General features: G+C 59.3%; 13 protein-coding genes. 6 read left to right on the plus strand and 7 right to left on the minus strand.

The window, feature by feature from the left end; translation table 11 throughout:
* The first annotated feature begins 193 nt into the window (after positions 1-193).
* Entirely contained in the window at positions 194-571 is a 378-nt protein-coding gene (locus V8689_RS22235; protein ID WP_003193739.1) for a hypothetical protein, read from the plus strand.
* Between the two features lie 187 nt (positions 572-758).
* Here the strand turns inward: V8689_RS22235 and fadD1 are convergent, their stop codons facing one another.
* Together fadD1 and fadD2 are read right to left on the minus strand one after the other, a co-directional pair.
* Entirely contained in the window at positions 759-2450 is a 1692-nt protein-coding gene (gene fadD1 / locus V8689_RS22240) for a long-chain-fatty-acid--CoA ligase FadD1 (protein ID WP_032895580.1), read from the minus strand.
* Between the two features lie 322 nt (positions 2451-2772).
* On the minus strand, positions 2773-4461 hold the full coding sequence (gene fadD2, locus V8689_RS22245) for a long-chain-fatty-acid--CoA ligase FadD2 (protein ID WP_003193743.1): 1689 nt from the start codon (positions 4459-4461) through the stop codon (positions 2773-2775).
* 219 nt (positions 4462-4680) lie between these two features.
* On the opposite strand from fadD2, the gene V8689_RS22250 reads away from it, so the two are divergent.
* Together V8689_RS22250 and V8689_RS22255 are read left to right on the plus strand one after the other, a co-directional pair.
* The gene (locus V8689_RS22250; RefSeq protein WP_056791484.1) at positions 4681-5625 is read left to right on the plus strand and encodes an alpha/beta hydrolase; all 945 of its coding nucleotides are present in this window, start codon (positions 4681-4683) and stop codon (positions 5623-5625) included.
* A 56-nt stretch (positions 5626-5681) separates the two neighbouring features.
* Positions 5682-6152 carry a MaoC family dehydratase gene (locus tag V8689_RS22255; protein ID WP_003193747.1) on the plus strand — a complete coding sequence of 157 codons (471 nt, stop codon included), beginning with the start codon at positions 5682-5684 and terminating at the stop codon, positions 6150-6152.
* 133 nt (positions 6153-6285) lie between these two features.
* Here the strand turns inward: V8689_RS22255 and V8689_RS22260 are convergent, their stop codons facing one another.
* Positions 6286-6753 carry a ferritin-like domain-containing protein gene (locus tag V8689_RS22260; protein ID WP_003193748.1) on the minus strand — a complete coding sequence of 156 codons (468 nt, stop codon included), beginning with the start codon at positions 6751-6753 and terminating at the stop codon, positions 6286-6288.
* Positions 6754-6957: 204 nt separating this feature from the next.
* Here V8689_RS22260 and V8689_RS22265 point away from each other — a divergent pair, with 204 nt between their 5' ends.
* Complete coding sequence (locus tag V8689_RS22265; RefSeq protein WP_003193750.1) at positions 6958-7194, plus strand: DUF3820 family protein; 237 nt, start codon at positions 6958-6960, stop codon at positions 7192-7194.
* 11 nt (positions 7195-7205) lie between these two features.
* Positions 7206-8381 carry an aminotransferase class V-fold PLP-dependent enzyme gene (locus tag V8689_RS22270; protein ID WP_056791480.1) on the plus strand — a complete coding sequence of 392 codons (1176 nt, stop codon included), beginning with the start codon at positions 7206-7208 and terminating at the stop codon, positions 8379-8381.
* Positions 8382-8580: 199 nt separating this feature from the next.
* On the opposite strand, the gene V8689_RS22275 is transcribed toward V8689_RS22270, so the two are convergent.
* From V8689_RS22275 to zwf, 3 genes are read right to left on the minus strand one after another with little or no spacing between them, the layout of a single operon-like run.
* Positions 8581-9246 (minus strand): bifunctional 4-hydroxy-2-oxoglutarate aldolase/2-dehydro-3-deoxy-phosphogluconate aldolase, encoded by a 666-nt coding sequence (locus V8689_RS22275; RefSeq protein ID WP_026067364.1) that lies wholly within the window; start codon positions 9244-9246, stop codon positions 8581-8583.
* A 17-nt stretch (positions 9247-9263) separates the two neighbouring features.
* Positions 9264-9977, minus strand: a complete 714-nt coding sequence (pgl, locus tag V8689_RS22280; protein WP_032895576.1) for a 6-phosphogluconolactonase — start codon at positions 9975-9977, stop codon at positions 9264-9266.
* Positions 9964-11430, minus strand: a complete 1467-nt coding sequence (gene zwf, locus V8689_RS22285) for a glucose-6-phosphate dehydrogenase (protein WP_032895575.1) — start codon at positions 11428-11430, stop codon at positions 9964-9966. The genes pgl and zwf overlap by 14 nt, the downstream gene beginning before the upstream one ends.
* A gap of 220 nt (positions 11431-11650) precedes the next feature.
* Between zwf and V8689_RS22290 the strand changes: the two genes are divergently transcribed.
* The gene (locus tag V8689_RS22290) at positions 11651-12511 is read left to right on the plus strand and encodes a MurR/RpiR family transcriptional regulator (protein ID WP_169856377.1); all 861 of its coding nucleotides are present in this window, start codon (positions 11651-11653) and stop codon (positions 12509-12511) included.
* Between the two features lie 113 nt (positions 12512-12624).
* On the opposite strand, the gene V8689_RS22295 is transcribed toward V8689_RS22290, so the two are convergent.
* On the minus strand, positions 12625-13470 hold the full coding sequence (locus tag V8689_RS22295) for a D-hexose-6-phosphate mutarotase (protein WP_056791477.1): 846 nt from the start codon (positions 13468-13470) through the stop codon (positions 12625-12627).
* Positions 13471-13483: the final 13 nt, after the last annotated feature.

Here is a 13483-nt window from a genome sequence, read left to right on the forward strand (position 1 = left end):
TCCTGATAACAATCAAATGGTTTTTGGTCACTACGTAGCGGTTGACCTGAAGCGCAGCGGCAGAGTTTCAATTATTTTTGCGCAAGCATTTCATCGAAAGCGGCAGGTTTGGCTTTATGTTTTGCAGCCAACCCACGAGAATGCCCGGCACATTCAGGCTACAACGCTGAATAACAGATCCCGTAGGAAGGTTATGAAACTCAATAAAGCACAGGCCATTGCCCGCAGAAACCAGGAACTGGGCGGTGCCGTACTCGGCGTCAACAACTGCCACTTCACCGACCTGGACCGCAAACGCAACATCTGGTGGTTCGACCTGCCGGTGGGGCGCATTGCCGTGGGCCAGTACGAGTGGATCCACCTGTTGATGCACAACGCCGACACCGACCAGTTGCTGCACCTGAAGGTGCCGACCGTGTTCCTGCGTGAAAAACTCGAAGGGCTGGTGGTGCGCAATGCGGGCAAGCGCAAGCCGGAGATTACCCTGGAGTTGAGTGCCGACAAGGATTCGTTCTTGAAGGACGTACGCCCCGCCGGTGCGGGTGTGAGCTTCGCGCAGTTCGCCCTGTAAAAACAGTGCGGGCTGCCCTGACAGGCTCTTTGTAGGAGCGAGCTTGCTCGCGAAAAACTCACAGGCACCGCGTTTATCCAGCAAGCACGCGTTACCGTTGACGTTTTTCGCGAGCAAGCTCGCTCCTACAGCAGGTGATAACCGCGCCCCCCATAAAAAAACCCGCATCAGCGGGTTTTTTTATGGGTTACTTTTTGAGCCCGAGTTTCTTCAGCTCTTCATCACGCAATTCACGCCGCAGGATCTTGCCCACGTTGGTGGTCGGCAACGCATCACGGAACTCCACGGCCTTGGGCACCTTGTAGCCGGTGACGTTGGCGCGCATGTGTTCCATCACCTGGTCCTTGGTGAGCGTAGCTCCTGGCTTGACCACGATGAACAGCTTGATGTGCTCGCCGGATTTTTCATCCGGTACGCCGATGGCCGCACACTGCAGCACGCCCGGCAGGCCCGCGAGCACGTCTTCCAGCTCGTTGGGGTAGACGTTGAAACCGGAGACCAGAATCATGTCCTTCTTGCGGTCGACGATACGCATGTAGCCGTCTGGCTGGATGATCGCGATGTCGCCGGTCTTCAGCCAGCCCTCGCTGTCGAGCATCTCGTCGGTGGCGTCCTGGCGCTGCCAGTAGCCCTTCATCACTTGCGGACCTTTCACACACAGCTCGCCGGTTTCACCCAGTGCAAGCTCGGTGCCGTCGTCGGCGATGACTTTACACGCGGTGGAAGGCACCGGAATGCCAATGGTGCCGATCTGGATATGCTGGATCGGGTTGACCGTGGCCACCGGGCTGGTTTCGGTCATGCCGTAGCCTTCGCAGATCGCGCAGCCGGTCACCGCCTTCCAACGCTCCGCCGCTGCCAGTTGCAACGCCATGCCCCCCGACAGCGTGACCTTCAGCGCAGAGAAGTCCAGCTTGCGGAAACCTTCGTTGTTGCACAGCGCCACGAACAGGGTGTTAAGGCCGACAAAGCCGCTGAACTTCCACTTCGACAGTTCCTTGACCATCGCCGGCAGGTCGCGCGGGTTGCTGATCAGGATGTTGTGGTTGCCGATCAGCATCATCGCCATGCAATGAAAGGTGAAGGCGTAGATGTGGTACAGCGGCAGCGGCGTGATCAGGATCTCGCAGCCTTCGTTGAGGTTAGAGCCCATCAGTGCCTTGCATTGCAGCATGTTGGCGACGAGGTTGCGGTGGGTCAGCATCGCGCCCTTGGCAACGCCAGTGGTACCGCCGGTGTATTGCAACACGGCCACATCGCCGCTGGCCGGGCTGGCATCGTTGACCGGCTGGCCATGGCCCTTGGCGAGTACATCGTTGAACTTGATGGCCTGAGGCAAGTGATAGGCCGGGACCATTTTCTTCACGTACTTGATCACGCTGTTGATCAGCACGCGCTTGAACGGCGAGAGCAGGTCGGCAACTTCGGTGACGATCACGTGCTTGACGGCGGTCTTGGGCACGACTTTTTCAGCCAGGTGCGCCATGTTGGCCAGGCAAACCAGGGCCTTGGCCCCCGAATCATTGAATTGGTGTTCCATCTCCCGCGCGGTGTACAGCGGGTTGGTGTTGACCACGATCAGGCCGGCGCGGATCGCACCGAATACGGCGACCGGGTATTGCAGAACGTTGGGCAGTTGCACGGCGATTCGATCGCCAGGCTTCAAGTCGGTATGCTGTTGCAGATAGGCGGCGAATGCGCCGGACAATTCGTACAGTTCACCGTAGGTGATGGTCTTGCCCAGGTTGCTGAAAGCCGGTTTGTTAGCGAAGCGCTGGCAGGACTGCTTCAGTACCGCCTGAATATTCGGATACTCGTCTGGATTGATCTGTGCAGCAATCCCGGCGGGGTACTTATCCTTCCAAAAGTCTTCATTCATGGAAGCCCACTCCTCAGCGACGCGAATTCATCATCGCATTTGATGCGATTATTATTGGTGTATGTTTTTAGGTGAGTCTGGCGCTTTCAAGCAGGCCTAGAAGTCACAAAGCGCGCCGAGAGTAGCAGCTTTGCCAAGGGCCGCCTAGAGCCAAAAGAGGGCCCTACAGTCATAAACATGACTCAAGAATATCCAATGGTCACTTTTAGAGCAAAAATTCTATAACACTAGGAATGGCTCTAGAACAAGCTCTCAAGGGTGCAGAATGACAATGTGGGAGCTGGCTTGCCAGCTCCCACATTTTTTTGTACCCGGTTTCAACTCAAGCGATGTCGCGCAGCTCGCGGCGCAGAATTTTCCCCACCGGGGTCATCGGCAACGACTCCCTCAACACAATATGCTTGGGCACCTTGTACCCGGTGAAGTTGGCCTTGCAGTACGCCTTCAGTTCCTCAAGGCTCACCCCCTGGGCCCGTGCCACCACGAACAGCTTCACCGCCTCCCCCGTGCGCTCGTCCGGCACGCCGATCACGGCGCAGTTGGCCACGGCCGGGTGGGCCATGATCACGTCTTCGATTTCGTTGGGGTACACGTTGAAACCCGAGACGATGATCAAATCCTTCTTGCGATCCACAATGCTGATGTAGCCATCGGTGTCGATCACCGCAATGTCACCGGTCTTCAACCAGCCATCGGCGTCCAGGGTTTCGGCGGTGGCGGCCGGTTGCTGCCAGTAGCCCTTCATCACTTGCGGGCCCTGGATGCACAGCTCGCCACGCTCGCCCAACGGCAGTTCTTGCCCCAGGTCATCCACGACTTTCATCGCCGTACCCGGCACCGGGATGCCCACGGTACCCAGGCGCGACAGGCCGCCGTAGGGGTTGGTGCTGGCCACTGGTGAGGTTTCGGTAAGGCCATAGCCTTCGCCGATGGCGCAGCCGGTCAATGCCTTCCAGCGTTCCGCCGTGGCCTTGACCAGGGCGGTGCCGCCGGAGTTGGTGATCTTCAGGTGGGAGAAATCCAGGGTCTTGAAATCCGGGTGGTCCATCAGCGCCACAAACAGCGTGTTCAGCCCCAACAGGCCGGAGAACTGCCACTGCTTGAGCTCCTTGATAAACCCGCCGATGTCCCGTGGGTTGGTGATCAGCACGTTGTGGTTACCGGAGACCATCATGCACATGCAATTGGCCGTGAATGCATAGATGTGGTACAGCGGCAGCGGTGCAATCATCACCTCCTGCCCTTCCTTGATCAGCGGATGGCCGTCGTCGCCCAGTTGCGACATGCACGCCCGCACCTGTTGCATATTCGCCACCAGGTTGCCGTGGGTGAGCATCGCGCCCTTGGCCAGGCCGGTGGTGCCGCCGGTGTATTGCAGCACGGCGACGTCGTCCAGGGTCACCGGATGGCGCGTCACCCCAAGGCCCGCGCCCATGCGCAGGGCGCGCTTGAACGACACTGCTCGCGGCAGGTGGTAGGCCGGAACCATCTTCTTCACCTTGTCGACCACGGTGTTGACCAGCCAGCCTTTGGCGGCGGGCATGAAATCGCCCATCCTGGCTTCGATCAGGTAGTCGATCTCGGTGTCGGTGCATACCTCCTGCACCCGCGAACCGAACAGGTTGAGGTAGACCAGCGCGCGCACACCGGCGTCCTTGAACTGGTGGCGCATCTCGCGCGGGGTATACAGCGGGTTGGTGTTGACCACGATCAGCCCGGCGCGCAGTGCGCCGAACACCGCCACCGGGTAATGCAGCACGTTGGGCAGCTGCACCGCGATGCGCTCGCCGGGCTTGAGGTCGGTGTGCTGCTGCAGGTAACCGGCAAACGCCGCACTCTGGCGTTCAAGTTCTGCGTAGGTGAGGGTAATGCCCATGCTGCTGAATGCCGGACGGTCGGCAAAGGTCTTGCAGGAACGCTCGAAAACCTCGATCACCGACTTGTAGGTGCTGAGGTCGATGGCATTGGGGACTCCCGCCGCGCGTTTGTCATTCCAGAAATCAGGTTGCATTATTCTTGTCCTCTTTACCTGAGTGTGTCCGGCCGCTGCCATGCAGATGTGCAGCAATAAGAAGCGGAGCTTTGGGGAAGTTAGCAGCTATGGCCAAACAGGCAAGACGCTGAACTGTGTCATTGATTGTATGAATCTTGTACCTAAGGCGTAGGCAGATACCCCGCCCAGCGGCGGATGAGCTATACAATGCAACCACCCTGAGCAAAGGAAGCCGCCATGAACCACAGCACCTTCTGGCTGACCGCGAACGACCACACCCGTCTGTACGTCAACCAATGGCTGCCCGACGGCCCACCCAAGGCCGTGGTGATGATCTCCCATGGCATGGCCGAGCATGGCGGCCGCTATGCGCGCCTGGCGCAGGCATTGTGTGCAGCAGGCCTGGGTGTGTATGCGCTGGACCAGCGCGGGCATGGCCGCACTGCAGAGGCCGGCACCGTTGGGCTATACGCAGAGACCGATGGCTGGAACAAAGTGGTGGGCGATCTGGCCAGCCTCAATCAGCATATCGGCCAACAGCATCCGGGACTGCCGATCATCCTGCTGGGCCACAGCATGGGCAGCTATATCTCCCAGGCGTATTTGCTGCATCACAGCGCCAGCTTGCATGGCGCGATACTCAGCGGTTCGAATTTCCAGCCGGTGGCCCTCTACCGTGCAGCGCAAATCATTGCGCGCATCGAGCGAGCACGCCAAGGCCTGCGAGGGCGCAGTGCGTTGATCGACTTCCTGTCGTTCGGCTCATTCAACAAAGCCTTCAAGCCCAACCGCACCAAATTCGACTGGCTCAGCCGCGACCCGGTTGAAGTGGATAACTACATCAACGACCCACTCTGTGGCTTTCGTTGCACCAATCAACTGTGGATCGACCTGCTGGGCGGCTTGCAGCAGATCAGCAAAGTCTCCAACCTGGCGCAGATCGATCCTGGCCTGCCGATCCTGGTGATGGGCGGCGATTGTGATCCGGTGAGTGAAGGCAAGCGTCTCAAGGACCTGGCCCACGCCCTGCGTGAGGCCGGTTGCCAGGACGTGCAATTGACGCTCTACCCGCAGGCGCGCCATGAAGTGTTCAACGAAACCAACCGGGATGAAGTCACCGCTGACCTGCTGACCTGGCTCGACCAGGCGCTGGCGTTGCGCAGGCCCACCCGCTGCGAATAGTTTTTGCTTTAAAATCAGCCGATTAATTACCGTTAAGCCACAGGATGCACCTTCAGATGACCCAGGTAACCAACACCCCGTACGAAGCGCTTGAAGTGGGCCAGACTGCCAGCTTCAGCAAAACCGTCGAAGAGCGCGATATCCAGCTGTTCGCCGCCATGTCGGGTGACCACAACCCGGTGCACCTGGACGCCGAATACGCCAAGGCGACCATGTTCAAGGAGCGCATCGCCCATGGCATGTTCAGCGGTGCGCTGATCAGCGCGGCAGTAGCTTGCGAGCTGCCTGGGCCGGGCACGATTTACATCGGCCAGCAGATGACCTTTCAGAAGCCGGTGAAGATCGGCGACACCCTGACCGTGCGCTTGGAAATCCTCGAGAAATTGCCGAAGTTTCGCGTGCGCATTGCCACTCGAGTGTTCAACCAGCGCGATGAGTTGGTGGTAGATGGCGAGGCGGAGATTCTGGCGCCGCGTAAGCAGCAAGTCGTGACCTTGACCGAATTGCCGCCGATCAGCATCGGCTGACATTCACGCAGTACCAATGTGGGAGGGGGCTTGCCCCCGATAGCGCAAGTCAAGTCACAGCTGCAGTGACTGATACTACGCCATCGGGGGCAAGCCCCCTCCCACATTCTTCAGAACATTTCCAACAAAGGGCTTACGACTGAGCGCGAGCCTGGTTACGCAGGGCTTTTACCTGGTCGTGGTTGCGCTGTACACCGTGGTACTGACGCTCAACCAAGTCACGAATGCCCACCAAGTTATGCTTGTTGATCTTCTCGATGGCTTCCTTGTAAGCCTTCAGTGCGTGGTCTTCACCGCGCTCGGCTTCGTTCAATACCGCCTCTTCGTCCTTGCCAGTGACCATCGACTTTACGTCGACCCAGCCACGGTGCAGGGCGCCGGCCATGCTGCCAGAATCTTCAGGATCGCCACCCAAGGCACGCACAGCGGTTTTCAGTTCAGCGGCGGCAGTCGCGCAATCAGCGGAGCGCTTGGCAAACAGTGCCTTGAGTTCTGGATGCTTGATGTCTTCAGCGCATTCCTTGAAACCCTTTTGGCCGTCGATGCTGGTCTCGATCAGGTCGTTCAGTACGGAGATCGATTCTTTGTTGATATCAGTCATTTTTCAATTCCTTGTACGGGTTAGAAGGTTGCCTTGGTTATTGCAGCGCCCGTGCCAGGTTTTCAAAAATTATTTTTATGTTTAATTTCAATACGTTACGAATTATTGAACCATCTGTATCTTGGTTATTTGCATGATCTGTCATTTGGCCTTCATGCAGAATGCCTGTATTTTCGAAAGCCTGGCCTCAACCCTGCGACGCTCATGAATCCCGAAAAACTCGAACTGCTCATCACTCGCCAAATGCCCTTCGGCAAATACAAAGGCCGGATCATTGCCGACCTGCCTGGGCCTTACCTGAATTGGTTCGCCCGTGAAGGGTTCCCCCACGGGGAACTGGGCGGTTTGCTGGCCTTGATGCAGGAAATCGACCACAACGGCCTGTCCGAATTGCTCGAACCGCTGCGCGCCAAACACGGCAGACCCGCCCCCCGCCACTAAAGAGATTCACCATGCCAAGGAATGCTGATAACGAACCGCACTGGCAAGCCATCGCCCAGCGTTACGAGTGCGAGCCCGGCCCGATCAATCTGGAAAACGGCTACTTCGGGCGCATGAGCCGGGCGGTGCAGGCCCGATACCTTGAGCACATCAGCTTTATCAACCGCAGCAACGCGGTGCATGTGCGCCAGCGCTTTGAGCAGGGTGAAAACAACGAGATACGCCGCCAGTTGGCCGAGTTGATGGATGTCGACCCCGAATCGGTCGCTTTCACCCGTAACGCCACCGAAGCCTTGCAGTCGCTGATCCGCAACTACAACCGCCTGCAACCGGGCGACCAGGTGCTGATCAGCGACCTGGAGTACGACACGGTCAAAGGCGCCATGCGCTGGTTGGCAGCGACTCGCGGCGTGGAAGTGATAGAGGTAGCCCACACCCAACCGGCCAGTTTCGACAGCCTGATACAGACTTATCACGATGCGTTCGTGCAGTACCCGCGCCTGAAGTTAATGGCCCTGACCCATGTGACTCATCGCACCGGCCTGGTCATGCCGGTTGCGGCCATTGCCAAGGCCGCACGCGAACGCGCAATCGACGTGATCCTCGACGGCGCCCACGCCTTGGGCCAGATCGAATTCAACCTGGCCGAACTGGGCATTCAGTTCGCAGGCTTCAACCTGCATAAATGGATCGGCGCACCGCTGACCCTGGGTTTTTTGTACATCGCACCGGAGCGCCTGGCCGATATCGACCCGGACATGGGCGAGTCTCACTACCCAGCCACCGATGTGCGAGCGCGTACGTCCTACAGCACACCGAACTTTCCGGCACTGATGACCTTGCCCCTGGTGTTTGAAGAGCATCGGCAATTGGGTGGCGCTGCGGCCAAGGGCGCACGCGTGAATCACCTGCGCAACCTGTGGGTGAACCAGGTGCGGCCGTTAGCGGGGATTGAAGTGCTGACGTCGGATGATCCGCGAGTGTATTGCGGGATCACCGCCTTCAAGTTCATCGGGCGCGATCAGCAGGTGATGGTGGACCGGTTGCTCAAGGAGCATGGCCTGTTCACCACAACGCGCACGGGGGCAGCGTTTGGCACCTGTATTCGGGTCACACCGGGGTTGGTGACGTCAGCGGCGGACATCAATACGCTAGTCCACGCAATCACCCAACTAAACACCGATTAAAATTGTGGGAGCTGGCTTGCCTGCGATAACGGTGTATCAGCCAAAGATGGGCTAACTGATAAATAGCTATCGCAGGCAAGCCAGCTCCCACCTTCAGAACGGGGATGTGTTTGAGGTTTTTTACAGGCAAAAAAAAGCGGCACACCGACCAAGTGCGCCGCAAAAATGCCGTTAAGCACAGCAACAACGATTCTATAAATCAGTCCAGCAGCGCCAGCGCCTGGGCAGTGACTTCCTGGATACGCGCCCAGTCGCCGTTCTTCACCCACTCCGGATCCAGCATCCAGCTCCCGCCCACGCACATCACGTTCTTCAACGCCATGTAGCTCTTGATGTTGGCCGGGCCAACGCCGCCAGTCGGGCAGAATTTCACTTCCCCGAACGGGCCGCCCAGCGCCTTGATGGCCGCAACGCCACCGCTGACTTCAGCCGGGAACAGTTTGAAGCGGCGATAACCCAGGCCGTAGCCTTCCATGATGCCGGAGGCATTGCTGATGCCCGGCAGCAGCGGGATCGGGCTGTGCACCGAAGCTTCCAGCAAGTCACGAGTGATGCCGGGAGTGACGATAAATTGCGAGCCTGCCACTTCTGCCGCTTCGAGCATGTGACGGTCGAGCACGGTACCGGCACCGGTGCACAGCTCAGGACGTTGCTCGCGCAAGACCTGAATGGCTTTAAGGCCGAACTCGGAACGCAGGGTCACTTCCAGCGCGGTCAAACCGCCGGCTGCCAGGGCGTCGGCCAACGGCAGGATGTCCTGCTCACGGGCGATGGTGATCACCGGCAGGATCCGCGCCTTGGCGCAGAGGCTGTCGATCAAGGCAACTTTATCCGCCATGGACACGGTCGGTTGAGGGCTTTTCATAGCGGCTGATCCTTGGCTCATGGGCACCAGTAAATCTCTAGAGTAGGTTGCAAAAACGCGCGAATCGGCATGGCAGCAACATCGTCGCTGGCCAGGGCGGCGCTCAAGGTCGTCAATTTCGAACTGCCGGAAATCGACAGCACGGTGTAGTCGGCCGTGGCCAGCAACGCACGACTCATGGTCAGGCGCTGGTGCGGCACAGTGGGCGCCAGCATCGGCCAGCAACGGCGGGTACCGTCGGCCTTCAGCGCTTCACTCAGGTTGGGGCTGTTGGGGAACAGCGATGCGGTGTGGCCGTCATCGCCCATGCCCAACACCAGCACATCAATGGCTGGCAACTCGCCCAGCAGGCGATCGGCCTGCTCGGCAGCGTCTTCAAGGTTGGCGGCAGGGCTGTACAGGCTCAAGAACTTCGCCTTGGCCGCCGGGCCTTGCAACAAGTGTTGCTTCAACAGGCCGGCATTGCTGTCGGCGTGTTCGACCGGCACCCAGCGCTCATCGGCCAGGGTGATGGTGACCTTGGACCAGTCCAGGCCCTGCTTGGCCAGGTTCTGGAAAAACGCCACGGGGCTGCGGCCACCGGACACCACCAACGTCGCCTCGCCCCGGGCACTGATGGCGCCGCGCAGTTGTTCGGCCACGTCATTGGCCAAACCATCGGCCAGCAGCGCAGGCGTACGGTACTCATGGGCAGTGACGCCCTGAGGCAGTTTCAATTCAGATATCGCCATACCACGACCTCCCATCCCGCGTGATCAGTGCAATGGAGCTCATCGGCCCCCAGGACCCCGCCGCGTACGGCTTGGGCGCATCACCGGATTTTTTCCACCCGGCGATCAACTGGTCACACCACTTCCACGCGGCTTCGATTTCATCTTTGCGAACAAACAGGTTCTGATTGCCGCGCATCACTTCCAGCAACAACCGCTCGTAGGCATCGGGGATGCGCGCGCTGCGATAAGTGTCGGAAAAATTCAGTTGCAGTGGCCCGCTGCGCAGTTGCATGCCTTTGTCCAGGCCCTGCTCCTTGGTCATCACGCGCAAGGAAATACCTTCGTCCGGCTGCAGGCGGATGATCAGCTTGTTGCTGATCTGCAGGCGCTGCTCGGGGGCGAAGATGTAGTGGGACGGTTCCTTGAAGTGGATGACAATCTGCGACAGCTTTTGCGGCATGCGCTTGCCAGTACGCAGGTAGAACGGCACGCCGGCCCAGCGCCAGTTACGAATATCGGCACGCAGGGCAACGAACGTCTCGGTGTCGCTCTGGGTGTTGGAATTGTCTTCTTCCAGGTAACCCGGCACGGCTTTACCGGCGCTGTAGCCGGCGATGTACTGGCCACGGACTACCTGGGTGGTCAGGCCCTCGGGGCTGATCGGCGCCAGGGCCTTGAGCACCTTGACCTTCTCGTCACGGATGCTGTCGGCGGACAGGTCGGCCGGCGGGTCCATGGCAATCAGGCAAAGCAGTTGCAAGAGGTGGTTCTGGATCATGTCGCGCAGCTGGCCGGCCTTGTCGAAGTAACCCCAACGGCCTTCGATGCCAACCTGCTCGGCCACGGTGATTTCCACGTGGGAAATGTAGTTCTGGTTCCACTGGGTTTCGAACAGGCTGTTGGCAAAACGCAAGGCGATCAGGTTCTGCACCGTCTCTTTGCCCAGATAGTGGTCGATGCGGTAGGTGCGGTTTTCCGGGAAAAACTGCGCCACGGCGTCGTTGACCTTGCGCGACGACTCCAGGTCCGAACCGATGGGTTTTTCCAGCACCACGCGGGTATTTTCCGCCAGGCCGACCTTGGACAGGTTTTCGCAGATCGCGCCGTACACCGCCGCGGGGGTGGCGAAGTAGGCGATCAGGCGTTGATCGCTGCCGACTTTTTCGGCCAGGGCAACATAGTCGTCAGCCTTCATGAAGTCGACATGTACATAAGCCAGGCGCGCGAGGAAACGCTGGGCCACGGCTTCGTCGAGTTCCTTGCCGACGTACTTACGCAATTCTTTTTCGATATGGGCCAGGTGTTGCTGCTCGGAGCCGGCTTCACGGGCCAGGGCCAGGATGCGTGTGTCGTCGTGCAGCAACCCGGCGCCATCGAGTTGATAAAGGGCAGGAAATAACTTGCGCAGCGCCAGATCACCCAAGGCGCCAAACAGGGCAAAGGTGCAGGGTTCCACGGTTATCGAAGGCATGATGTTTGTTCTTTTATCAAGTTAAGCTACAAATACCTTTTTTCAAGGCATCACTCAAGGAAAAATGTAGTAATAACCACAACATTTTCCGGAAATACGCATTGCGAGTGGTGGTGTTCAGCTACCCTCAGTAGGATAGGCCACCGCGAAAAGCCACTCATCGATTGGTTACCGCCTTTTTATTTGCATCGTCGCCCGAAGGAAAGACTGAATGGACCGCGTGCGAAATCTTCTGGAACAGATCCGGAACCGCCTCGAAGAATTGAACAAGGCCGAGCGCAAAGTCGCTGAAGTGATCCTGCTCAACCCGCAGCAGGCCACACGCTTCTCGATCGCCGCCCTCGCCCAGGCCGCCTCGGTCAGTGAACCTACGGTCAACCGTTTCTGCCGTTCGTTCGGTGTCAGCGGTTACCCTGAACTCAAATTGCAGTTGGCGCAAAGCCTGGCCAGTGGCGCCGCGTATGTCAGCCGCGCCGTGGAGGCCGATGATAACCCCGAGGCCTACACCCAGAAGATCTTTGGCAGCGCCATTGCCTCTCTGGACAGTGCCTGCCAGGCCCTGGACCCGGCGCTGATCAGCAAGGCCGTGGACTTGTTGATCCAGGCACGGCAGATCCACTTCTTTGGCCTGGGCGCTTCAGCCCCCGTGGCTATGGATGCGCTGCACAAGTTCTTCCGCTTCAACCTGGCAGTGACCGCCCACGCCGACGTGCTGATGCAACGCATGATCGCCTCGGTGGCGCACACCGGTGAGTTGTTCGTGATCATTTCCTACACCGGCCGTACCCGCGAGTTGGTGGAAGTGGCGCGTATCGCTCGGGAAAACGGTGCGTCAGTGCTGGGCGTCACCGCCGAGAACTCGCCGCTGGCCAAGGCCAGTACGGTGAGCCTGAACATCCCGTTGCCGGAAGACACGGATATCTACATGCCGATGACTTCTCGGATTATCCAATTGACGGTATTGGACGTGTTGGCAACGGGTATGACCCTGCGTCGCGGAGTGGATTTCCAGCCGCATTTGCGCAAGATCAAAGAGAGCTTGAATGACAGCCGGTATCCGGTGGGGGATGAGTTCAACTAGCAGGCGGCTCTACCAGCAGTACCGGCGCTATCGCAGGCAAGCCAGCTCCCACATTTGGAATGCATTCCCCTGTGGGAGCTGGCTTGCCTGCGATAGCGCCATCAGCCACAACGCTAAACCCCTGCCCTGGCCTGCAAACTCAAATGCGCCCTCTCCCCCGGCGCCAGGCTCGCCGCCGCCATCGCCGCCTCCACGCACACAAACCCCGACGCTTCGTTAAAGCTCACGCCCAACAGCGGCCGGCTCCCCGGGTGCCACACCACGGTGTCGGCAGTATCGCCCGTGTCGATGCACAGTTCACGCTGCCAGGCGTGGTCCTTGAGCTGCAGTTCGCCTTCATGCTGGAACACCCGCTGGCACCCACCATCGACCCGCAGTTCACCTTCCTGCTGGCAAACCTGGCGATTGAGCTGGTCGTAACCTTGCGCCCCTTCGAGCCCAGACAGCGCTACCTCATCAACGTGACCGATACGCCAGTAAGCGTGCAATGCATGGCTCAACTGGCATGGCAGCTCGTCATGATGCTCGGTGCTCAGGCGCAGTTCCAGGGTGTCGCCCAGGTGCGCGTGCAAGTCCACCTGCCAGTCGCACAGTTGCAATTGCCAGTGCAGGTGCACGCCGTCGTCATCGGTGCTGCTGTCGAGCAGTTTCCAGTCGATCAAGCGGGCCCAACCGTGGGAAGGCCAGGCGTTTTCGCTGGGATGGCGACCATACCAAGGCCAGCACACCGGCACGCCGCCACGAATGGCGCCGACCTGTGGCCACTTGGCTGCGCACCACAGCCAGGGCTTCTGGCCGGTGGGCTGAAAGTGCAACAGTTGCGCGCCCTGGCGACTGAACACCGCCTGGCACAGCGGGTGGTCGATCACCAACACATCGCGCATCTGAAAGCGCTCCCAGGCGAACACCGGACGCTCGCGCAGGGATTTGAAAAAGCGTTGCAGCGGTTGCTCGTGCATGTGCCCAGGTCCC

This window comes from Pseudomonas sp. AK181, from assembly GCF_051122975.1.
GTDB lineage: Bacteria > Pseudomonadota > Gammaproteobacteria > Pseudomonadales > Pseudomonadaceae > Aquipseudomonas > Aquipseudomonas lactis.

Excerpts from the sequence above, each read along its gene's own strand:
- V8689_RS22235 (WP_003193739.1), top strand. The coding sequence starts at position 194 with ATGAAACTCAATAAAGCACAGGCCATTGCCCGCAGAAACCAGGAACTG.
- fadD1 (WP_032895580.1), bottom strand. The coding sequence starts at position 2,450 with ATGAATGAAGACTTTTGGAAGGATAAGTACCCCGCCGGGATTGCTGCA.
- fadD2 (WP_003193743.1), bottom strand. The coding sequence starts at position 4,461 with ATGCAACCTGATTTCTGGAATGACAAACGCGCGGCGGGAGTCCCCAAT.
- V8689_RS22250 (WP_056791484.1), top strand. The coding sequence starts at position 4,681 with ATGAACCACAGCACCTTCTGGCTGACCGCGAACGACCACACCCGTCTG.
- V8689_RS22255 (WP_003193747.1), top strand. The coding sequence starts at position 5,682 with ATGACCCAGGTAACCAACACCCCGTACGAAGCGCTTGAAGTGGGCCAG.
- V8689_RS22260 (WP_003193748.1), bottom strand. The coding sequence starts at position 6,753 with ATGACTGATATCAACAAAGAATCGATCTCCGTACTGAACGACCTGATC.
- V8689_RS22265 (WP_003193750.1), top strand. The coding sequence starts at position 6,958 with ATGAATCCCGAAAAACTCGAACTGCTCATCACTCGCCAAATGCCCTTC.
- V8689_RS22270 (WP_056791480.1), top strand. The coding sequence starts at position 7,206 with ATGCCAAGGAATGCTGATAACGAACCGCACTGGCAAGCCATCGCCCAG.
- V8689_RS22275 (WP_026067364.1), bottom strand. The coding sequence starts at position 9,246 with ATGAAAAGCCCTCAACCGACCGTGTCCATGGCGGATAAAGTTGCCTTG.
- pgl (WP_032895576.1), bottom strand. The coding sequence starts at position 9,977 with ATGGCGATATCTGAATTGAAACTGCCTCAGGGCGTCACTGCCCATGAG.
- zwf (WP_032895575.1), bottom strand. The coding sequence starts at position 11,430 with ATGCCTTCGATAACCGTGGAACCCTGCACCTTTGCCCTGTTTGGCGCC.
- V8689_RS22295 (WP_056791477.1), bottom strand. The coding sequence starts at position 13,470 with ATGCACGAGCAACCGCTGCAACGCTTTTTCAAATCCCTGCGCGAGCGT.